The organism is Staphylococcus sp. IVB6240 (genome assembly GCF_025558425.1).
Classification (GTDB): domain Bacteria; phylum Bacillota; class Bacilli; order Staphylococcales; family Staphylococcaceae; genus Staphylococcus.
Map to the genome: position 1 here is coordinate 1,400,328 of NZ_CP094718.1, position 21,020 is coordinate 1,421,347.

21 protein-coding genes are annotated in these 21,020 nt (G+C 35.8%); 4 read left to right on the forward strand and 17 right to left on the reverse strand.

The window, feature by feature from the left end:
* Positions 1-16 precede the first annotated feature (16 nt).
* From ytpR to MUA88_RS06830, 4 genes are all read right to left on the reverse strand, one after another.
* Positions 17-616: a YtpR family tRNA-binding protein gene (ytpR, locus tag MUA88_RS06815; protein WP_262605284.1), complete on the reverse strand. Its 600-nt coding sequence runs from the start codon at positions 614-616 to the stop codon at positions 17-19.
* Positions 617-629: 13 nt separating this feature from the next.
* A complete protein-coding gene (locus MUA88_RS06820; protein WP_262605285.1) occupies positions 630-1,490 on the reverse strand; it encodes a DUF1444 domain-containing protein in 861 nt (286 codons plus the stop codon).
* 325 nt (positions 1,491-1,815) lie between these two features.
* Positions 1,816-2,124, reverse strand: coding sequence for a thioredoxin family protein (locus MUA88_RS06825; RefSeq protein ID WP_262603438.1), 309 nt, complete (start codon positions 2,122-2,124; stop codon positions 1,816-1,818).
* A 21-nt stretch (positions 2,125-2,145) separates the two neighbouring features.
* Positions 2,146-3,216 (reverse strand): M42 family metallopeptidase, encoded by a 1,071-nt coding sequence (locus MUA88_RS06830; RefSeq protein WP_262603439.1) that lies wholly within the window; start codon positions 3,214-3,216, stop codon positions 2,146-2,148.
* A gap of 99 nt (positions 3,217-3,315) precedes the next feature.
* Here MUA88_RS06830 and MUA88_RS06835 point away from each other — a divergent pair, with 99 nt between their 5' ends.
* Complete coding sequence (locus MUA88_RS06835) at positions 3,316-3,636, forward strand: hypothetical protein (RefSeq protein WP_262603440.1); 321 nt, start codon at positions 3,316-3,318, stop codon at positions 3,634-3,636.
* A gap of 77 nt (positions 3,637-3,713) precedes the next feature.
* Here MUA88_RS06835 and MUA88_RS06840 read toward each other — a convergent pair whose 3' ends face one another.
* The 8 genes from MUA88_RS06840 to MUA88_RS06875 all read right to left on the reverse strand — a co-directional run bounded on the left by MUA88_RS06840 (position 3,714) and on the right by MUA88_RS06875 (position 11,726).
* Positions 3,714-4,559: a YtnP family quorum-quenching lactonase gene (locus MUA88_RS06840; RefSeq protein ID WP_262603441.1), complete on the reverse strand. Its 846-nt coding sequence runs from the start codon at positions 4,557-4,559 to the stop codon at positions 3,714-3,716.
* Positions 4,560-4,667: 108 nt separating this feature from the next.
* Positions 4,668-5,321 (reverse strand): tRNA (guanosine(46)-N7)-methyltransferase TrmB, encoded by a 654-nt coding sequence (gene trmB, locus MUA88_RS06845; protein ID WP_262603442.1) that lies wholly within the window; start codon positions 5,319-5,321, stop codon positions 4,668-4,670.
* Between the two features lie 13 nt (positions 5,322-5,334).
* Positions 5,335-6,126, reverse strand: a complete 792-nt coding sequence (locus MUA88_RS06850) for a phosphotransferase family protein (protein WP_262603443.1) — start codon at positions 6,124-6,126, stop codon at positions 5,335-5,337.
* Positions 6,127-6,476: 350 nt separating this feature from the next.
* Positions 6,477-7,325, reverse strand: coding sequence for a D-amino-acid transaminase (dat, locus tag MUA88_RS06855; RefSeq protein WP_262603444.1), 849 nt, complete (start codon positions 7,323-7,325; stop codon positions 6,477-6,479).
* 2 nt (positions 7,326-7,327) lie between these two features.
* On the reverse strand, positions 7,328-8,737 hold the full coding sequence (pepV, locus tag MUA88_RS06860) for a dipeptidase PepV (protein WP_262605286.1): 1,410 nt from the start codon (positions 8,735-8,737) through the stop codon (positions 7,328-7,330).
* 181 nt (positions 8,738-8,918) lie between these two features.
* Positions 8,919-9,332, reverse strand: a complete 414-nt coding sequence (locus MUA88_RS06865) for a YtxH domain-containing protein (protein WP_262603446.1) — start codon at positions 9,330-9,332, stop codon at positions 8,919-8,921.
* A 67-nt stretch (positions 9,333-9,399) separates the two neighbouring features.
* On the reverse strand, positions 9,400-10,092 hold the full coding sequence (locus MUA88_RS06870) for a pseudouridine synthase (RefSeq protein ID WP_262605287.1): 693 nt from the start codon (positions 10,090-10,092) through the stop codon (positions 9,400-9,402).
* Positions 10,092-11,726, reverse strand: coding sequence for a putative polysaccharide biosynthesis protein (locus MUA88_RS06875; protein WP_262603448.1), 1,635 nt, complete (start codon positions 11,724-11,726; stop codon positions 10,092-10,094). The genes MUA88_RS06870 and MUA88_RS06875 overlap by 1 nt, the downstream gene beginning before the upstream one ends.
* Before the next feature lie 115 nt (positions 11,727-11,841).
* Between MUA88_RS06875 and MUA88_RS06880 the strand changes: the two genes are divergently transcribed.
* Positions 11,842-13,107: a BaiN/RdsA family NAD(P)/FAD-dependent oxidoreductase gene (locus MUA88_RS06880; protein WP_262605288.1), complete on the forward strand. Its 1,266-nt coding sequence runs from the start codon at positions 11,842-11,844 to the stop codon at positions 13,105-13,107.
* Between the two features lie 73 nt (positions 13,108-13,180).
* Here MUA88_RS06880 and MUA88_RS06885 read toward each other — a convergent pair whose 3' ends face one another.
* The 3 genes from MUA88_RS06885 to MUA88_RS06895 all read right to left on the reverse strand — a co-directional run bounded on the left by MUA88_RS06885 (position 13,181) and on the right by MUA88_RS06895 (position 17,606).
* Positions 13,181-13,492, reverse strand: coding sequence for a rhodanese-like domain-containing protein (locus tag MUA88_RS06885; RefSeq protein WP_262603450.1), 312 nt, complete (start codon positions 13,490-13,492; stop codon positions 13,181-13,183).
* A 13-nt stretch (positions 13,493-13,505) separates the two neighbouring features.
* The gene (gene leuS / locus MUA88_RS06890) at positions 13,506-15,917 is read right to left on the reverse strand and encodes a leucine--tRNA ligase (protein WP_262603451.1); all 2,412 of its coding nucleotides are present in this window, start codon (positions 15,915-15,917) and stop codon (positions 13,506-13,508) included.
* 501 nt (positions 15,918-16,418) lie between these two features.
* On the reverse strand, positions 16,419-17,606 hold the full coding sequence (locus MUA88_RS06895) for an MDR family MFS transporter (RefSeq protein WP_262605137.1): 1,188 nt from the start codon (positions 17,604-17,606) through the stop codon (positions 16,419-16,421).
* Positions 17,607-17,723: 117 nt separating this feature from the next.
* Between MUA88_RS06895 and mnmL the strand changes: the two genes are divergently transcribed.
* Positions 17,724-18,677, forward strand: a complete 954-nt coding sequence (gene mnmL, locus MUA88_RS06900) for a tRNA modification radical SAM protein MnmL/YtqA (RefSeq protein WP_262603452.1) — start codon at positions 17,724-17,726, stop codon at positions 18,675-18,677.
* Positions 18,677-19,237, forward strand: coding sequence for a tRNA 5-(aminomethyl)-2-thiouridylate-methyltransferase MnmM (gene mnmM / locus MUA88_RS06905; protein WP_262603453.1), 561 nt, complete (start codon positions 18,677-18,679; stop codon positions 19,235-19,237). The genes mnmL and mnmM overlap by 1 nt, the downstream gene beginning before the upstream one ends.
* 75 nt (positions 19,238-19,312) lie before the next feature.
* Here mnmM and MUA88_RS06910 read toward each other — a convergent pair whose 3' ends face one another.
* Together MUA88_RS06910 and MUA88_RS06915 are read right to left on the reverse strand one after the other, a co-directional pair.
* The gene (locus MUA88_RS06910) at positions 19,313-19,723 is read right to left on the reverse strand and encodes a transcriptional regulator, SarA/Rot family (RefSeq protein WP_262605289.1); all 411 of its coding nucleotides are present in this window, start codon (positions 19,721-19,723) and stop codon (positions 19,313-19,315) included.
* A 271-nt stretch (positions 19,724-19,994) separates the two neighbouring features.
* Positions 19,995-20,945 (reverse strand): L-lactate dehydrogenase, encoded by a 951-nt coding sequence (locus tag MUA88_RS06915; protein ID WP_262603455.1) that lies wholly within the window; start codon positions 20,943-20,945, stop codon positions 19,995-19,997.
* Positions 20,946-21,020 lie beyond the last annotated feature (75 nt).

Below are 21,020 nucleotides of genomic sequence, written 5' to 3' on the forward strand. Positions count from 1 at the left end.
TGTTCACACCCTCTCCTTATTCTTCAAAAAATGATTGACCTACTTGATATGAATCTTCTAATACCATAATACCTTTTTCTTGAGGTGCATTTGGTAAATCTAGTTCTTTCATAGAACATACCATGCCACTTGATGGGACACCACGTAGTTCTGCATCTTTAATAATCATACCACTTGGCATCACAGCACCTACTTTAGCAACTACAACTTTTTGGCCTTGTTCAATGTTTAGTGCACTACAAACGATTTGTAAAACTTCAGTTCCGACATCAATTTTACAAACACTTAATTTATCCGCATTTGGATGTTTTTCTTTTTCTTGAACATAACCAATCACAAATTTAGGTGATAAGTCCACTTCTAATTCTGTCTCAACACCTGATGATTGAAGTGCAGATTGAATTTCTGACAATAATGCATCCGTCATTTTAATGTGTCCTGTTCCATCAATATTTAGTGATTCAGATGCATTAAAAATATTGAATCCAACGACTTTATCGTCTTTTTTAATTGTTACAACATCACCTGATTTTTCATAATCAAATGGACCTTCTACCACTTCTAATTGTACAAATGCCACGTTACCAACACCTGTTGGATTATAAAATAAATTCATTTCGCAATTGCTCCTATTCTTCAGTATTTATATCTTTAGTTGCACGTAAATGTTGAACCACATTTGGCTCTTGTGCAGATTTTTTCTTATTATTTTTGCCCAATATAAAGATTGGTTCGAATTTTCCATCTTGATAACTCAATGAAAGTGAAGTGATCGGTACAAGACCGTTCGTAAAGAATGACATAGTCATATGTGCCATCACATCATAGCCTGTATGATTACGGATATCCGCAATGATGAGTACATCTTGATGCGGAACAGCAACAAGCATCTCACCTTCACATTTCTCTTCAAATTCTTGTAGTAATTTTTTATTTAGGATACGACTTGCATCATATCCATCATTCGTATTAAAGAAATAAAATAAATTCCCTTTAACTTCATCCGTTTTATAATTAATATCTAATTTACGGACATTGAATGTGGCCATCTCACGTACTTGTTGTTCTGTAAGATTTAAATCTTTAAGTACTTTATCATCGATGAGACGATAAGATTTCCCAAGATCTAAAGCATAGTAAATACGCGTTTCTGCTGTGTGTTCATCAGTCATAAACTGATGGCCATCCGGTGTTTTTTCATGAAAACTTGTCGCACGAATGACTGGTAAAATTTTAATATCATCGAGTGTCTTTGTCGCTTCATCTTGCATTTGAGAAATTGTTTCTTCTACATAATAAATGATTTCATCAACAATTTCTTGTTGGCCTTTATTATATTTTGCAACAATTGGCGATAGTTTTACTGTAACACCTTTTTGATTATCTGTTCGATAAATTCTTAGTGATTCTTTATCGCGATTAAATTGATAAGCAACTTCTAAATGATTTAATCGTGTTTTTAATAAATCCCTCATTTTAAAGACATTCATTTTTTCACTCCTAATTTCATGCCTTATACTAGTTTACAATAAATATACCCTTAGGACTAGAAAAAACGTACGTCCTAAGGGTTGAAATCTTGCTTTATCATTGTGGAATTTCATCTCATCTTGAATATCAGTGTATGACTCATCCAAATGACATGATATCGAAATTTTAAATGGCTTATTTTTGATGAGGTTTGAGATAAGAAAAATCTCGATTATGTGAAATTGCCCCAACCTCGAATTCTGATGTATGAAAAGAGGCTCGTCAAAGATACGCTTTACTTTGGATTCTACACAAACCTAGAGCGTTCCTCCACGAGCTAAATACTTAAAATTGACTTAAAAAAGTATCAATTTGTTCGATTGATTTACGTTCTTTACCGATGTAATCACCGACACGTTCACCATTTTTATATACTAAGAAACTTGGAATACCCATTACGCCTTCTTCAATGGCTAAATCTACAAATTGATCACGATCGACTTTTACAAAATTGAATTGTGAATACTTTTCTTCAATTTCTGGTAATCCTGGTTCAATCACACGGCAATCAGGACACCAATCTGCTGAATATAAGAAAACAGTTTCTTCTTGTTTTAATGATTGATATTGTTCTAGTGTTTCTAAATTTTTCATCTTGATCACAACTCCTTAAAATTATATTTCGTATTGTAACTTCGTTATGACTTGTTCGTCCAATGATTGAACTGATTTAAGAAGCCAGGTTCTCGCAGCTTCGTAATCTCGAATATCAAAAACTGCATCGCTACTGTGAATGTATCTTGCACAAACACCAATTACCGCAGTTGGTACACCAATACCAGATTGATGAATTGCCCCACCATCTGTACCTCCTGGTGAAATATAATGTTGATAGTTAATATCATGTTGTTCTGCAACGTTCATTAAAAATCGTTTGAATGCTGGCTTTAATAACATTGTTCCATCTTTAATGCGAAGTAATGCACCATCACCCAATACACCTGATAATCCTTGACGCCCCTTCATGTCATTAGCAGGTGAACAGTCAACGACAAAAGCAATATCAGGCTGAATTAAGTTTGCGGCAGCACGCGCACCTCTTAGTCCAACTTCTTCCTGCACATTAGCACCAACATATAAGTCAAAATCTAATTCTACATCTTTGAGTTGTTCTAATAATTCAATCGCAATCACACAGCCGTAACGGTTATCCCAAGCTTTAGTAGCATAGCGATGTTCTGATAATTGGATTAACTCTGTTTGTGGAACAATCGGGTCCCCAATAGCAATGCCTCGTTCATTCACTTCTTCTGGAGAACTTGCACCAATATCCAAAAGTAAATCTTCAATTTTCGGAGCGCCTTCTTGTCCAGTTCTAAAATGTTTTGGGATATTCGCCACAACACCAACAATTTCTTCATCCTGTTGTGTTAAAACTTTTAAACGCTGCCCTTGCCATATATCATTAGCGACACCACCTAATGCCGTAAACTTTATGAAGCCTTGTTTTGTGATTTCTGTAATCATAAAACCAATTTCATCCATATGTGCCGCAACCATCACACGTTGTGCATTTGGATTCTTACTTTTTTTTACACCATAAAATCCACCCATGCGATCATCAACAAATCCGTCAACAAATGGTGTCATAGCTTGTTTCATATAATCTCGTACACGATGCTCAAAGTTAGGGGCACCATGCATTTCAGTTAACTTTTTTATATGTGTCATTGTATTTTCTGTCATAGACACGCCCTCCTCTTTATTTTTCTGATAAGTTCTCACTTTAGTATAACATCTTAGCTGTGGTACACTAGAATTATGTTTTTATGGGGGGCGATATCATTGACAAATTTTAAAAAGAATTGGCCTTTAATGATTCCAATTACAATTGGTATTATTATGACTGGTAGTTATTTTTATACACTAAATAAAAATAAACAAAGCTACTACCCTGCTGAAAAAGTCATCGAATCTGTTAAAGAATACTTTCAAGATGTGAGCGGATCATTTATTGTTTATGAGCCGACGCTTTATCGTAAGTTTGGTATTGAATATGAAGTTTATAAAGGCGGTATTAGTGCCATACGCAATGGAAAAACTTATCAGTACACTTTCATTGCTGATGCCTATGACGGCCAAGTTATCGATATTATTGAAGTATAGTATCAACTGAATATAATGCTAAAAAGACATTCGCTACGAAACACTAGAGATTTCGATACCGAATGTCTTTTTTATCTTTATGCCTCTTCCTCACCAAATTTTGGACGTTCAATAGTTTCTTTCAATGACTTACCATCCGTATCAAACTTCACAGCGAGGTAATTCACATCATGGTAAAATAAAAACCAGTAGTCATCTAAAATATATTTTTGCGTTAAACGCTCTTTCGCACGTATCGATTGCATCGGATAATCATCATACGCTGACACCCATAAAGGATTCGCATGTGCTGCAGTACATAAAATATCTGCCATATGAACTGCTTTCTCACCCTCACTCTCAAGTTCGATCACAGCATGTCCAAAACTATGTCCCCCAGTATGATGCATCGTAATACCCGGATATGGTGTACACGTCTTCTCAAATAAAATCATGCGTTTTTCGTAATCTCCACGGTTCGCAGGCCAATAGGTTGCTTTGCTACGGATATTTGGACTTACAAACTCGTGCCACTCATCTTGTTGAATATAATGACGCGCATTAGGAAACGTTGCATGACCCGCTTCATCTACCAATCCTGTCGCATGATCAAAATGCATATGTGTCATCAATACCATATCAATATCTTCAACAGTCAATCCAAATTTTGCTAAACTGCTTTCAATCGCACCCTCTTGACCCACACCATAATTGCGTTTTTGCTTATCTGTAAGACGGTCCTTACCAATGCCTGCATCAATCACAATTCGACAATCATCCGTTCTAATTAAAAGTGGGTGTGTTGTCAAAGGCACTTGATTCTTCTCATTGAATGGATATCTTTTTGACCATAACGGCTTAGGTACTACACCAAAAATAGCACCACCATCCATCTGTACATCTCCCCCATTCAATACATCAATCTGAAATTTACCTAATTTCATTGCGCATCCCCCCTTATGGTTAACTCTATTTTATCTTTAAAGTAAGCTATTCTTCAAATAAAAATAAAAAAGTACCACTCTCTCATTGAAGAGTGATACTACATGACATTACGATTCATTATAAGGTGAATGAAACTTAGCTTCCATTCGATAGATACGTGAGCCTTTTTGTGAAAACTTATGTTCATATTCTGTTTCAATATTGTTTTCTGCATCTTCTTCATGCAAATTTAAGTTTATCTTTGTGAAATACATACCGTACTGAGACATACTTTCTAGACTATAAGCAAACAGTCCCCTGTTATCAGTCTTGAAATGAATGTCACCATCTGGATGCAGGATTTGTTGGTAGATAGTTAAAAATGTGTGATAAGTTAACCTTCTCTTTGCATGACGTGTCTTAGGCCATGGATCAGAGAAGTTTAGATAAATACGTGCCACTTCGTCTGTCTCAAAATAATCAGTTAGTACGACAGCATCATTACAAAGTAGTTTGATGTTGGTTAATCCTTTTTCTCTTACTTTATCTAATACACGAATCATGACATTTTTATCGCGTTCAATCGCAATATAATTGATATCTGGATTTTGAGCAGCAAGTGTTGTAATAAATTGGCCCATACCTGATCCAACTTCGATATGAATTGGTTGACCATTATCAAACCATTTCGTTACGGACTTTGCATGGTTACAATCAATATCTACAATGTCTGGATGCTCACGCAAATAATCTTCTGCCCATGGCTTATGTCGCATTCTCATGATTGTTAACTCCTTATATGAATAAATTACTTTTCATGACATCATTTAAAAATTCAAGCCATGTGTTCATCTCTTTAAATCGCTTATGTTCTTCGCTCCATTGAATCATACCAATTGATTGAATCACAGTATACCACTTCATACGTTTTTTAAGATCAAGTGTTTCTTTGACGCCATATGTTTCTAACCACTGTGCCCATTGACTTTCTGGAACATAGTTGTAGAGCAACATACCAATGTCAATTGCCCAGTCAGCAATCATTGCGCCTTCCCAGTCAACAAGATATAACTCGTCCTTATCTGACAATAACCAGTTATTATGATTCACATCTCCGTGTACGACTGTGAAGAATCTTGGATCTAAGTCAGGCATGTGGTCTTCTAAATAAATGAGTGCTTTTCGAACAACATGATGTGTTAATACTTCCCTTGATAGAGAGGCATTAATTTTATGCAGCATGATTTCCGGTGTAATCGGCGCCATTTCCATGCGTTTTAACATTGTCAGTAATGGTTGGGAACGATGTATTTTCTTTAATAATTGTGCAACGCGTGCTTGCCCCATTTCATCGGCATCTAATTCTCTGCCATTTTTCCAGTGCTGTGCTGTAACAACCTCACCGGTTTCGATTCTTTTAGTCCATACAAGCTTAGGGACAATCCCCTCAGCTGATAAGGCAGCAATAAATGGGTTAGAATTTCTTTTTAAGAATAATTTTTGACCATCTTGTTCAGCCATGTATGCTTCTCCAGATACACCACCTGCTGAATCTAACGTCCAACCTAACTGATAAAACTGCTCCACAACATGTTCACCTCACTTTCAAAGAGAAAAGGGAGTGGGACAAATATCTCATAGTTGATATGAGTAATTAATGTCCCACCCCGGCATATATCATGCATATCATACATTATCACTCATCTGATACGACACGTTATTGCCATTTACTATAATTGAATTTATTTTAAATATAGTCATTTCATTTTTCGTTTTTTTATATACGTACTATTTTTAGACTCATTAATAAGTGTATAGTTATTACGCAATTTTTTCAACCAAAAATGAAACACAAAATGTGTCTTTTTACTTGAGTATCTCAAAGATATGTCATGAAACAGTTGTATTTATTTTATTTGTGTCTAATTTAAATATTTTTAATGTGAATGTGAAGCAATATAACGTTCAAATCCTGCTTGTAGTTTACGTGTAATTGGACCCACTTCGCCATCATTTACAACATCACCATCAATTTTTACAACAGGCATGACTTCATCTGAAGTGTTAGAAAAAATCACTTCATCTGCTTGTTTTAAAAATTCCACTGTAAAAGGTTCTTCATTTAAAGTGATATTTTCATCTTCACAAACCCATTGAATCACACGTCGAGTAATACCATTTAAAATGAGATTGTTTGCAGGGTGTGTGTGCACGACACCATCTTTCACTGCAAAGACATTACTCGAAGCACCTTCTGTTACTGTGCCGTCACGGTGTAAAACCGCTTCTGCCGCATTATATTTCGTTGCATACTCTTTCGCAAGTACATTGCCTAATAAATTTAAGCTTTTAATGTCGCAACGTAACCATCGAATATCTTCAGTTGTCACCACTGATACCCCATTCTGAAGTTTTTCAGTTGGACGTTCATACTCTTTAACAAATGCAGTAAAGACTGGTTCAACAGAAGGCGTTGGGAAAGCATGATCTCTTGGTGCAGCCCCTCTTGTAATTTGCATATATACACCACCATCTGTCACACCATTTGCTTCAGCAAGCTTACGCACTAATTCTGTTAATGACTCGACAGTGTAATCAATATCTAGCCCAATTTCTTGAGCGCTTCTTAATAAACGTTCAAAGTGCTCTTTCGCTGTAAATAATTTATTATCATAGAGACGTACATATTCATAAATACCATCTCCAAAATTATACCCTCTGTCATTAAAAGCTACCTTTGCTTCTTGTTCATCAACCAATACATCATTGACTAAAACTTTTGTCATCCTCATCCCTCCACACAAATTGAATAAATCGCTTCTAAATAAATACTCGTCGCATTAAATAATTGCTTTTTCGTAATATATTCATTTTTTTGATGCATTAAATCTTCTGAGTCGTCAAACATCGCACCAAATGCAACCCCTTTATCAAGATTTCGTGCGTATGTCCCACCACCGATTGTATATGAAGGTGACATATCTCCTGTTTGATTACGATATGCTGTTAAAAGTTTTTGAATAAATGGATCACTTGGATCAACAAAATGAGGTTGTTGGACTTTTCCTATTTTTAATTCAAAACCAAGTGCCTTCACTTCATCTTTAAACTTACGGATTTCCGTATCAAAGTCAAAGCCTTCCGGATAGCGTAAGTTAACACCAAATGAACCACCTTGTGATTTATCATATGTTAAAATTCCAATATTCGTTGTTAAATCACCCATTTGGTCTGTATGATATTTCATACCTAACTTTTCACCAAAATGAGATTCATAAAGGTAACGTTCGCTAAAGGCTGTCCAATTAAGTGCTGTTTGATCAAGGTTGAGTGTGTTAAGGAAATGAATTAAAAATAGTCCCGCATTCACACCAATAGATGGATCCATACCATGCACTGCTTTACCGTAAACTGTTAATTTTAGAATACCATTCTCTACTTCATGACTACCCTCAAGTTGATGTTCTGTTAAAAATGCCTCAAATTGTTGGATCGTATGCGTCATATTTTCCTTCACTAGCAACTGTGCATATGCTTCATCTGGTACCATATTATAACGTTCCCCTGCTTTGAAGTGATGTAACTCAATCTCTGGTTCATCATCATCTTGTGCAAGCGCACTTTGTTGGATGTCAAATGTTGTAATCCCTTTTTCACCATGAATGAGTGGGAATTCTGCATCAGGTGCAATACCAATTGAAGGCATTTCTTCCGTTTGGAAATAACGGTCCGTACATTTCCAATCAGACTCTTCATCTGTACCAATAATGATATGAATACGCTTTTTCCAATCTACTTTCATATCATTTAAAATTTTAACTGCGTAATACGCTGCAATGGTTGGACCTTTATCATCTAAAGTTCCTCTGGCAATAATTCGATCTTCTGTGACAACTGGTGTAAATGGATCAGAATCCCAGCCGTCTCCAGCAGGTACAACATCAACATGACCTAATATACCAAACAGGTCATCCCCTTTACCTACTTCAATACGACCAGCCAAGTGATCTGTATCAAACGTTTCGAAGCCATCGCGCTTAGCAAGTTGATACATGTATTCAAGCGCCTCTTTGGGACCTGGACCTACCGGTGCATCTTCCGTTGCTTCATCATCATTTCTAACCGATGGGATCGCTAGCAGTCCTTTTAAGTCTTCGATCATTTGATCTTCATATTCTTTAACTTTTTCTCTCCACATATGTCTCAGCTTCTTTCTAATCGAGTTGTATCTTTCATTTTACATGATTTTTATTTGAAACGATACTAAAAATGTATCACATGTTACAATTTTCTGACAAATAAATATAAAAGAAGTGCTTATGATATAGAACAAATAACAAAAACTGGAACCTTTTTATCAGGCTCCAGTCCATTAATCATTACTTATTATTCTCTTCTTTGTTTTTTAAAACTTCTTTTGTTTTCTCATTAAGATTTTGTGACGCATCTCCGCCACCTTCAGATACAAAGTCAGCCTCATTTACTGCTGGCACTTGGTCTTTTTCATCTAATAATTGTGATTTCTTATCGTTAATAAAGGCTTTTGGATCTTGTTTAATTGAATCAACATAAGCTTTTGGATCTTCTTTTACTTTATTAATTTCTTCAGTAGCAATTGATCCAAATTTCGCTGCTTTTTCTTGAGCAAGTTGTTTATACTCTTCAGGATTTTCCTTATATTGATCATATGTTTCTTTTACTTTATCACGACGGTTTTTATTAGAAAGAACAACTGCAGCAACTGCGCCACCAATACCGATTGCTGCTTTTAATACATTTTTAGAATTTGCCATAATTATCACCTCTATTGTTTTGATATGTTTTCCCTATATCTAAAGGTTTAAACATTTCTTTATAAACTTAATCAAAAAAACTAAGTTCTTTTTCTGTAAGTTTACGATATTCACCTAGATGCAATAATGGGTCAAGCTCTAACTGGCCAATCGCTTCCCTTTTCAAATAAACGACTTCATTGTCCACTTCATGAAACATACGTTTAACTTGATGATATTTCCCTTCAGTTATTGTAACAAGCGCTTGATTTGTATTTGGTAAAATTTCTAGATGCGCGGGTTGCAAAAGCCCTTCTTTCAAAGTAATACCTTCTTCAAATCGTTGTATCGCACTTTTATCAACAGCATGTGCTAACTCTGCAAAGTAACGTTTCGGAACATGTTTGTTCGGACTCATAATACGATGATTAAAATTTCCATCGTTTGTAATCAATAATAAGCCTTCTGTATCTTTATCTAATCGTCCAACAGGAAATAAATCCAAATGGTCATACCCATCAATTAAATCAATCACTGTTTGATGACGATCATCTTCAGTAGCAGAAATCACACCTGCTGGCTTATTTAACATCAAATAAACAAACGGTTCATATATAATGCGATCTCCCGCTACCTCTACTTGATCACTAATTGGATCAATTTGTTGCTTCGGTGATTTTATAACCACATCGTTAACAACAACCTGACCTTTTTTTAATAAATTTTTAACTTCTGAACGTGTGCCCACTCCCATATTTGCTAAAAACTTATCAATTCGCATTAAGCAAAACCTAACTTTCTTCTAATTCTATTTGCTGTATCACCAAGAAACTTATCAGCAAGTCTTGTTTTAAATGTAAGAACTGTGTACACGATCACACCTTCTAATGCGCATATAATCGTAATAACTAATGCACCGAATTGACTTGCCGGAGAAATTAAGAATTGTAACCCAAAGTAAACAACTTCTACAATAATCATCATTAAAAATCCACAAATCAATATTTTACCAATATCATAGAACGTATCTGAGAAATGGAAACGTGCGTACTTTCTTAGAACGACAAAACTTGCAATAATCGCAAACGAGAGTGCAATGGCTGTACTAAGTATTGCCCCCGCAGTATGGAACATAACAATTAATGGGTGGTTCAATAACAATTTAATCAAGACAGCACCTAATATAATAGAAACTGTGAGTTTTTGCTTATTGATTCCTTGTAACATAGAAGCGATCACGCTTAACAATGATATCAATATTGCCACAGGTGCATAAATGAATAACAAGCGACTTCCTTCAAGGCTGTATTCATAAAAGACAGTGTATAACGGTACTGCTAACGCCATGATCCCTAATGATGCTGGAACTGTGATAAACATTAAAACACCGATAGATGTTTGAATCTGCTTATGCATTTCCGCGTAATTACCTTCTTCATATGTTTTCGTAATAAATGGAATTAAGCTAATTGCAAATCCTGCCGCTAGTGATGTCGGTATCATGACAATTTTATTTGTTGTCATATTCAAAATAGTGAAATACATATCTTGCATACCAGATGAAATACCAGCCACATCTAATGCATTGTTGTGTGTTAATTGGTCTACAATCATAAACAATGGATAGTTTAAGCTCACAATTACAAAAGGAATACTGTATGAAATGATCTCTTTATACATATTTTTATAAGAGACATCAATACCTGTTGTATCAGATGCAACCATTTCTTGAATACCTTTACGACGTTTAATCCAATACCACCATAGCGTTAGAATCGCTGCAATGGCACCAATTGCCGCACCGAATGTTGCAATACTGTTCGCTAATAACATAGAACCATCAAAAACATTTAAGACTAGATAACTTCCTACTAAAATAAAAATAATTCGTGCAATTTGTTCAATGACTTCAGAAACTGCTGTTGGTCCCATAGACTTATATCCTTGGAAAACCCCTCGCCAAGTCGCAAGAATCGGAATAAAGATAACAACAAAACTAATGGTACGAATAACACTTGTAATTTGATCTGCTGTCCAACCTGCACTTTGATCCGAATTATTTGTAACTGTTATTGCTGCAATGGTTGGAGATAATGCATACAACATTACAAAACCAAGTACACCTGTAATTCCCATTACAATAAAACTCGATTTATACAATTTTTGACTGACACGATACGCGCCAAGCGCATTATACTTTGCAACATATTTTGATGCTGCCAATGGAACACCAGCTGTTGCAACTGCTATCGCAATATTATAAGGGCCGTAAGCATAGTTATAAGGTGCTAAATTATCAGCGCCTCCTATAATACGGTAAAACGGAATTACATAAAGAATCCCAAGTATTTTAGTGATTAAAATACTTACCGTTAATAGAAACGTCCCCCGTACTAACTCCTTATTTTCACTCATAAAATCATCAACCTACTTTTTGATTTTTAATATTTTTGTGCATAACAATATAATTATACACATAATCTGATTGTGTTAAAATTAAAATATACAAAATTGAAGGAGAATTCCATATATGTATCAAACAATCGTTATTGGTGGTGGTCCTAGTGGCATTATGGCTGCAATCTCTGCCAGTCAAAACCATCAACGTGTTTTACTTATCGAAAAAAAGAAAGGTCTCGGTCGTAAACTAAAAATTTCTGGTGGTGGCCGATGTAATGTAACCAACAACCTCCCTTATGAAGAAATTATAAAAAACATTCCTGGTAATGGGAAATTTTTGTATAGTCCTTTTACACTTTTTGATAACCAATCGATTATACAATTTTTCGAATCACGTGGACTTAAACTGAAAGAAGAAGATCACGGTCGAATGTTCCCGATAACTGATAAATCTCAAGACGTATTAGATATTTTAATTGCAGAAATGAACAAACAACAAGTAGAAGTTATTGAAAATAGTCCTGTGACATCCGTAGCTTTTTCTGACGCACATTATACAGTTACTTTAGAAGATGGTCACACACATCGTGCCAAATCTGTTGTCATTGCAACGGGTGGTACAAGTGTGCCACATACTGGTTCTACGGGTGATGGCTATCCATTTGCTAAATCTTTTGGTCATACCATTACAGAATTATTCCCTACTGAAGTACCCATCAAATCCAATGAAGCTTTTATTAAAGCACAAACGTTAAAAGGTTTAAGTTTAAAAGATGTCGGTCTATCCGTCTTAAAAAAGAATGGAAAAAAGCGTATCACGCATCAAATGGATATGATTTTTACTCATTTTGGTATCAGTGGACCTGTAGCACTTCGCTGTAGTCAATTTATCTATAAAGAACAAAAACAACAAAAGCGACAAGATATTCAAATACAGCTAGATGTTTTTCCTTCCATAAATGAAGAACAACTCAAACAAAAAATCATCAGTTTATTAAAAGATCAACCGGATAAAATCATTAAAAACGCGCTTAAAGGTCTCATTGAAACACGTTATTTACATTTTATGATTGAACGTGCAGAAATTGATTTAGAAACAACCTATCATCATCTTAGCGCACAACAAATTAATCAATTAGCACATTTATTCAAAGCATTCACTTTTACAGTAAATGGCACATTACCAATAGAAAAGGCTTTTGTCACTGGTGGTGGTGTCTCAATTAAAGAAATCGTTCCAACAACGATGGGCTCAAAACTACAAGATGGTTTATTCTTATGTGGAGAGGTACTTGATATCCACGGATATACAGGTGGTTACAATATTACAAGTGCCCTTGTAACAGGTTATGTTGCAGGCTATCATGCTGGACAATTTGAACCTATCACTACTTAAAAACAAACCTCTTAAAAGGAAGAGGGGGCTGAGACAATCATGCTCAGCTCCCTCTTTTCATCCTATTTTGTTATTAAATACCGTCGTATGTTAAACCACCGTCGCCCCATGCTTTCATGCCGCCTTCAACATTAACTGCATCGATATTGTGATCTGTTAAATAATCAACCACTCTCGCACTTCTTGCACCAGCAGCACAAACAATATAATATGTTTTGTTTGTATCAAATTCATCTAAATGATTTGGTACTTCTTGCATCGGAATATGTTTAGCATCAGGAATCATCCCTAAAGCTACCTCTTCGTCTTCTCTCACGTCAACAACGTGTACTGGTTCATTGCTTAATAACTTTTCTTTAAGCTGATCCATTTGTATTTCTTTCATCGTCTCACTCCTATTATTTCGCAACAATATTGACTAGTTTTTGTGGTACCGCAATGACTTTTTTAATTTCTTTGCCTTCTAAGTTTGCTTGAACATTCTCATCTTCTAATGCAATACGTTCCATTTCTTCTCTTGATGTATCTTTTGAGATTTCAAGTTTCGCACGTACTTTACCATTGATTTGTACTACGATTTCAACATTATCTGCTTGTAACAATGCTTCATCAAATGTAGGCCATGGTTGGTACGTAATTGTACTTTCATGTCCTAAAATAGACCACAATTCTTCACCGATATGCGGTGCGATTGGTGCAATCATTTTTACAAAACCTTCAACATAGACACGGTTAATCGCATCTGCTTTGTATCCTTCGTTAATAAATACCATCAGCTGACTAATCGCTGTATTGAAGTTCAATGATTCAAAGTCTTCTGTGACTTTCTTAACAGTTTGATGATACACTTGTTCTAATTTTGGTGTTGCTTCATCAACCACTTTGTCAGATAACTTATGATCTTCTGTAACGAATAAACGCCAAATACGATCTAAGAATCGACGTGCACCATCTAAGCCAGTTTCACTCCATGCAATGGAAGCATCAAGTGGTCCCATAAACATTTCATATAGGCGTAATGTATCCGCCCCATGTGATGCAACGATTTCATCAGGGTTTACAACATTACCTTTAGACTTACTCATTTTTTCATTACCTTCACCAAGAATCATACCTTGGTTGAAAAGTTTCTGGAATGGCTCTTTTGTTGGTACAACACCTAAATCGTATAATACTTTGTGCCAGAAACGTGCATACAATAAGTGAAGCACGGCATGTTCAACACCACCGATATATAAGTCAACAGGCAACCAATGTTTTAATTTTTCAGGGTCTGCAAGCATTTGATCATTTTTAGGATCAATATAGCGTAAGTAGTACCAGCAGCTACCTGCCCATTGTGGCATCGTATTTGTTTCACGACGTCCCTTCATACCTGTCTTTTCATCGACAACATTTACAAATTCTTCACTGTTCGCAAGTGGTGATTCACCAGTACCTGATGGCTTGATTTGATCCATTTTTGGTAACAATAGTGGTAATTCAGATTCAGGAACTGTTGTCATAGATCCATCTTCCCAGTGGATAACTGGAATTGGTTCACCCCAATAACGTTGACGACTGAATAACCAATCACGTAGTTTATAGTTAACTTTACGCTCACCAGCACCTTTTTCTTCTAAAATTGCAATGGCTTTTTCGATTGCTTCAGCATTATTCAATCCGTCTAAGTCACCTGAATTCACATGACGACCGTCTCCTGTATAAACAGGCGTATCTTCTTCGTGTTCGATGACATTGACAACATCCAAGTTAAATGTTTCAGCAAATTCATAATCACGTTCATCATGACCTGGTACTGCCATCACAGCACCTGTTCCGTATGATGCAAGCACGTAATCAGCAATCCATACAGGAATTTGTGCACCAGATAATGGATGGATCGCATAAGCACCTGTAAATACACCTGTTTTTTCTTTTGCTAAGTCAGTACGTTCTAAGTCAGATTTTTTAGCTGCTTCTTGTTGATAAGCACGTACTTTTTCAATTTGTTCATCTGTTGTAATTTCATCCACAAGCTGGTGTTCCGGGCTTAATACGATAAACGTTGCACCATATAGTGTGTCAGGACGTGTTGTGAATACTTCTACATTTTCATTTGTTGATGCAATATCAAAGCGAACACGTGCCCCTTCTGAACGACCAATCCAGTTACGTTGCATATCTTTAATTGATTCAGGCCAATCTAAATCTTCTAAGTCTTCTAATAGACGATCTGCATATTCAGTGATTTTTAAAACCCATTGTTTCATCGGACGACGAACAACTGGATGGCCACCACGTTCAGATACACCATCAATGACTTCTTCGTTTGATAAAACTGTGCCAAGCGCTTCACACCAGTTTACTGGAATTTCATCGATGTAAGCTAATCCTTTTTTATAAAGTTGAATGAAAATCCATTGTGTCCATTTATAGTATTCAGGGTCAGTTGTGCTGACTTCTCGATCCCAATCATAACTAAATCCAAGTTCTTGAATTTGACGCTTAAATGTTTGGATATTCGCTTTTGTAAAATCAGCTGGATCATTTCCAGTATCTAACGCATATTGTTCTGCAGGTAAACCAAACGCATCCCAACCCATTGGGTGTAATACATTGTACCCTTGCATACGCTTATATCGTGAAATAATATCTGTAGCTGTGTAGCCTTCAGGATGACCTACATGTAATCCTGCACCTGATGGATATGGAAACATATCTAATGCATAAAATTTCTTTTGTCCCAAGTTATCCTCTGTTTTAAATGTTTTGTTTTCTAACCAATATTTTTGCCACTTCTTTTCAATTTGCTTATGATCATAGTTCACAGCAGAGACCTCCTAAAATACAAAAAACACCTCAAACTACTGTTATTCTATAGAGGGACGACAAATTTGCCGCGGTACCACCCTCATTCACATATGTGCACTTCATTTTAATAGTTGAGATGTTTTATTATTTATTTTTATGATGGCAAGTTCATTTAACTGTAAACGTTAGTTCGCACCCCCACTAACTCTCTGTAGATTACATATTAAATTACTACTCCGAAATTTAATTATCAATATAATGAATATATCATACTCTATAATAGGCAATTTAATGCGTTGTTGCAAGTATAAAGTGGGACAGAGATCATTTTCACAATAAAAGGTTTCGTCATTCCTTATTAGCAAAGCTTACTAAATGTTTTGCAGGGAAGCACTACGACAAAATCATTGCAAATGTTTATGGCTCTCTAGTTCTCCCATAGTTTTTAATACACATGGTTAATTCATTCATCTTCTTTCATTATACTCGTTACTAAATTGAAAGGAAGACCGTGCACTTTACATTTCAGCTTTCGATTCTCGATTGCGAATTCCTCGATCAAATATCGCCAAGAAAAATCCAGCAATTACTAACAGACCAATCATTGATAAAAACATTGTCTGCATGTCAAAGTAGTCTACGATTAACCCACCAAGCAATGGTCCTAATGCCTTACCTACTGTTGAAGCCGCATTGACAATTCCTTGATACACACCTTGTCTTCCAATCGGTGCCAATTGATCTGCAATCGTCGGTACTGCTGGCCAAATAAACATTTCTGCAAATGTCATAATCACCATACCGACAACAAAAATTGAGAACGACATAGCAAAGCTCGTGACAAAAAATGAAATGATAAGAATAAACAAGCCTACATAAAGTTGTTTTTTCATCTGTCCACGTAACATTTGAATCACTGGTAAAATGAGTGGTTGTCCAAGAAGAATCATCACACCATTAATCGTCCATAATAAACTGTATTGTGGCATTGAAATGCCAATTTGTTGTGTGAAAGATGCAATGGTTGTTTGCCACTGTACGTATGCAATCCAACAAAAAGCGAACATCACACATAGCAGAATTAGCGCAATAAAATTCTTTTTATCTTGAATAGATGTGACCTCATCTAACATATGTGGTTGCTTAACTTTTGCTTCATATGTCACATTAAATTTAAATACAGCAATGACAAAAAAGGCAACATACATTAATAAGTTTGCAAGAAATATATAATCAAAACTAAAGTTCGCTACAATACCACCTAATGCTGCACCAAGCGCTACACCAATATTCTGCGCTAAATAAACGGCATTAAATGTTTTACGTCCCCCTTGTGGCCACACTGCCCCCGCCATTGCATAAATTGCAGGGATAATCATCCCTCCTCCAAAGCCCAGCATAATAAGCCAAATAGCATACCAAGGCCAACCGTGAAAAAAGTTCAGTAAACAAGTCGCTACTAAACTAAAAATGGTTCCTATCATAATTGTGCTATAAACACCTAATCGGTCAAACATCGTTCCACCAAGCAGATTGCCACCTATCATTCCAATTGAGTTGATCATAAGTACCAATCCAGCTGTACTCAGTGACTTATCCAACTCCTGTGCCATATATATTGTATTAAGTGGCCATAAGAAACTCGCTCCTGTAATATTGATTGCCATACCGATCACTAACCACCAAATTGCACTCGGCATACGCATTGAAATCGCCTCTTTCTTTTTCAGTCTCATGCACCAATATAACATGACATTGAAAAATATGGTAAAATCTTTGAATATATTGCCATAAATAGAAGGGACATAGAAGGGACGAGAAACATGGGAACAGTTTTTCCATATGCTTTTGAAAATAAACGCTACCATACATTAAACTACCATTTAAAAAATCAATTTGGTCAAAAAATCTTTAAAGTCGCACTTGATGGTGGTTTCGACTGCCCCAACCGTGACGGCACTGTTGCACACGGTGGCTGTACTTTTTGTTCAGCTGCAGGAAGTGGTGACTTTGCAGGTAATCGTGCAGATGCAATCCCTATTCAATTCCAAGAAATAAAATCTCGCATGCATGAAAAATGGTATGAAGGCAAATATATTGCCTACTTCCAAGCATTTACAAATACGCATGCACCAGTGGAAGTATTGCGTGAAAAATTTGAAGCGGCATTACAAGAAGAAGGCGTTGTTGGGCTTTCAATCGGGACACGCCCAGATTGTTTGCCAGATGATGTGGTAGAATACCTTGCCGAATTGAATGAACGCACATATCTATGGGTGGAGTTAGGTCTTCAAACCGTTCATCAAACGACTTCAGACTTGATCAATCGTGCACACGATATGGATGTTTACTATGAAGGCGTCGCTAAATTACGTAAGCATGGCATTCGTGTATGTAGCCATATTATTAACGGCTTACCTGGAGAAGACTATGACATGATGATGGAAACAGCAAAAGCCGTTGCTGAAATGGATGTTCAAGGAATAAAAATCCACTTACTACATTTATTAAAAGGCACACCAATGGTCAAACAATACGACAAAGGCTTGTTAAAATTTATGACCAAAGAAGAATATATCAACCTCGTTTGTGATCAACTTGAAATTCTGCCACCTGAAATGATTGTACACCGCATCACAGGAGACGGACCGATAGACCTGATGGTAGGTCCCATGTGGAGTGTTAATAAATGGGAAGTTCTCAATGATATTGATGCAGAACTTGCGCGTCGTGGCACTGTTCAAGGAACACATTATTCAAAAGAGGCTATAAAATAATGATTCTAAAACGAATTCTTCCATTCGCTAAAGAGCTCATCACCACACATATTAAAAGTGATAGTACCGTGATTGATGCAACTTGTGGAAATGGTCATGACACTTTATTTTTAGCACAGTCAGTACCTGAAGGACAGGTATATGGTTGTGATATTCAACAAGCTGCCATCGATGCAACAAAAGAAAAAATAGCTGATTATAAACAGGTATCACTAATTCAAACAGGTCATGAGCACATTATTGACCATATCCACCCCGATCACCTTGAAAAATTGGATGCCGCGATTTTTAATTTGGGGTATTTACCTAAAGGTGACAAATCCGTTGTCACACAGCCTGAAACGACTATTTTAGCCATTACACGTATTTTTGAACATCTAAGACAAGAAGGTATCATTGTTTTAGTGGTTTATCCAGGTCATCCTGAAGGCAAAATAGAAAGTGATCATCTGCTTAAGTATTTGAAAAACTTCGATCAACAGCAAGCACATATTTTACAATACGGGTTTCTTAACCAACAAAATAACCCGCCTTATATTGTTGCAATTGAAAAAAGATAAAAAACTGGTGAGATCTGTTTATAGATCTCACCAGTTTTTTATCTGATTGAAATGGTTAGACCCTTATGGGAATAGTTAGACTTGCGCCATATCCAATACTTTTTTAAAACTTTGGCTCATTTTCATTTTATGTTGCTTAATTTCAGTTGCAATATCCGTTACAAGTTCATGCTGCTTATCACGCATGTCTTCATTGTAATATATCAACACCGTACGTTCATCATTGACTGGTCGCTCTTTGTAAATCCATTTCATATTAACAAGGTGATTATATGTTTTTGAGCGTTTATAAGACTTTATTGGCACAAACTGATCCATCTCTTTAAGTGTCATACCACCTTTTTCCCATAGCGTTAATAGTATGAGCAACTCTTCCTTAGTTAATTCGTATTTTTCTGCGATAGTAACAAAAACTGATTCAATTTCGGATTGCAATGAAAATAGAGCTTTAATCCCACTTTTTTGTTCTACTTTACTGTCTTCCATCAATAATTCTCCCATCTACAATACATATTCATCACTAATTATATACCCGTCAAATTTTCATCAAAACAAAATAACATAGTTCAATTTAAAATTTATTTTTAAATTGTATGATGTAACATCAAAAATACACCTAGAGTTCTTTTGTATATTTTAAGTTGTTTTTACACTTACATTCACAGTCAATCATCATTATAATATATTTCAAAAAACACTCATTTAAATAAAAAAAGACACACCCAATATAGGAGTGTGCCTTTCAATCGTGTCACTATTAGAATAAGTGGCTAATTGAATCTTGCATATCTTTAAGAATCTTAGAAGATTTTTCAAATTTAGCTTGTTCTTCTTCATTTAATGGTGTTTCGATAATACGAACTGCACCTTCTCCATTAACAACAGTTGGCACACCAGTATAAACACCTTCTACACCGTACTCACCTTCTAAGTAACTAGAAACAGTTAATACTACATTTTGGTTACGTAAAATTGCTTTAGAAATATGCATTAAGCCCATTGCTACACCATAGTAAGTAGCACCTTTTGCTTTAATGATATCGTAAGCTGCGTCACGTGTATTTACATAGATATCTTCAATAAGATGTTCTTTTTCTGGATCATTTTTTAATAAATCATATAGTGGTTGACCTGCGATTGTTGCACTTGACCATACTGGTACTTCTGAGTCACCATGCTCACCAATAATATTTGCGTGTACACTTGATGGTGCAACATCGAATACTTCACTTAATAAGTGTTTGAAACGTGCTGTATCTAAGATTGTACCTGAACCAATGACTTTGTGTTTTGGTAAACCTGAGTATTTTAAAGTAACGTAAGTTAAAACGTCTACTGGATTTGCAGCAATTAAGAAGATACCGTCAAATCCACTTTCCATAATTGGTGTGATGATACCTTTATAAATTTTAGCGTTCTTTTCAACTAAGTCTAAACGTGTTTCACCAACTTTTTGTGGTGCACCAGCACAGATGACAATTAAATCTGCATCGCCACAGTCAGAGTATTGGCCCGCTTTAACTTTTACAGGAGACATTGCATAAGGTGCCCCGTGACTTAAGTCAAGTACATCACCAAGTACTTTGTCTTCGTTAATATCAATAATTACTAATTCGTCTGCTACACCTTGACTCACCATTGTGAATGCATAGCTTGCACCTACTGCACCGTTCCCTACTAATACTACTTTATTACCTTTTTTCGCCATGAAGATTCTCTCCAATCTATCTATTTTAAAATTATTAATCTCGAAATATATGTGAAGCATTTCACATATATAATT

Coding starts and splice junctions, on each gene's coding strand:
- MUA88_RS06840 (WP_262603441.1), bottom strand. CDS start 4,559: ATGAAATTAGGTAAATTTCAGATTGATGTATTGAATGGGGGAGATGTA.
- MUA88_RS06895 (WP_262605137.1), bottom strand. CDS start 17,606: ATGCGTATGCCGAGTGCAATTTGGTGGTTAGTGATCGGTATGGCAATC.
- MUA88_RS06865 (WP_262603446.1), bottom strand. CDS start 9,332: ATGGCAAATTCTAAAAATGTATTAAAAGCAGCAATCGGTATTGGTGGC.
- ytpR (WP_262605284.1), bottom strand. CDS start 616: ATGAATTTATTTTATAATCCAACAGGTGTTGGTAACGTGGCATTTGTA.
- MUA88_RS06830 (WP_262603439.1), bottom strand. CDS start 3,216: ATGACAGAAAATACAATGACACATATAAAAAAGTTAACTGAAATGCAT.
- MUA88_RS06915 (WP_262603455.1), bottom strand. CDS start 20,945: ATGGCGAAAAAAGGTAATAAAGTAGTATTAGTAGGGAACGGTGCAGTA.
- mnmM (WP_262603453.1), top strand. CDS start 18,677: ATGATTCTAAAACGAATTCTTCCATTCGCTAAAGAGCTCATCACCACA.
- mnmL (WP_262603452.1), top strand. CDS start 17,724: ATGGGAACAGTTTTTCCATATGCTTTTGAAAATAAACGCTACCATACA.
- MUA88_RS06870 (WP_262605287.1), bottom strand. CDS start 10,092: ATGCGAATTGATAAGTTTTTAGCAAATATGGGAGTGGGCACACGTTCA.
- MUA88_RS06910 (WP_262605289.1), bottom strand. CDS start 19,723: ATGGAAGACAGTAAAGTAGAACAAAAAAGTGGGATTAAAGCTCTATTT.
- MUA88_RS06875 (WP_262603448.1), bottom strand. CDS start 11,726: ATGAGTGAAAATAAGGAGTTAGTACGGGGGACGTTTCTATTAACGGTA.
- pepV (WP_262605286.1), bottom strand. CDS start 8,737: ATGTGGAGAGAAAAAGTTAAAGAATATGAAGATCAAATGATCGAAGAC.
- MUA88_RS06825 (WP_262603438.1), bottom strand. CDS start 2,124: ATGAAAAATTTAGAAACACTAGAACAATATCAATCATTAAAACAAGAA.
- MUA88_RS06885 (WP_262603450.1), bottom strand. CDS start 13,492: ATGAAAGAAATACAAATGGATCAGCTTAAAGAAAAGTTATTAAGCAAT.
- trmB (WP_262603442.1), bottom strand. CDS start 5,321: ATGAGAATGCGACATAAGCCATGGGCAGAAGATTATTTGCGTGAGCAT.
- MUA88_RS06880 (WP_262605288.1), top strand. CDS start 11,842: ATGTATCAAACAATCGTTATTGGTGGTGGTCCTAGTGGCATTATGGCT.
- MUA88_RS06820 (WP_262605285.1), bottom strand. CDS start 1,490: ATGAATGTCTTTAAAATGAGGGATTTATTAAAAACACGATTAAATCAT.
- dat (WP_262603444.1), bottom strand. CDS start 7,325: ATGACAAAAGTTTTAGTCAATGATGTATTGGTTGATGAACAAGAAGCA.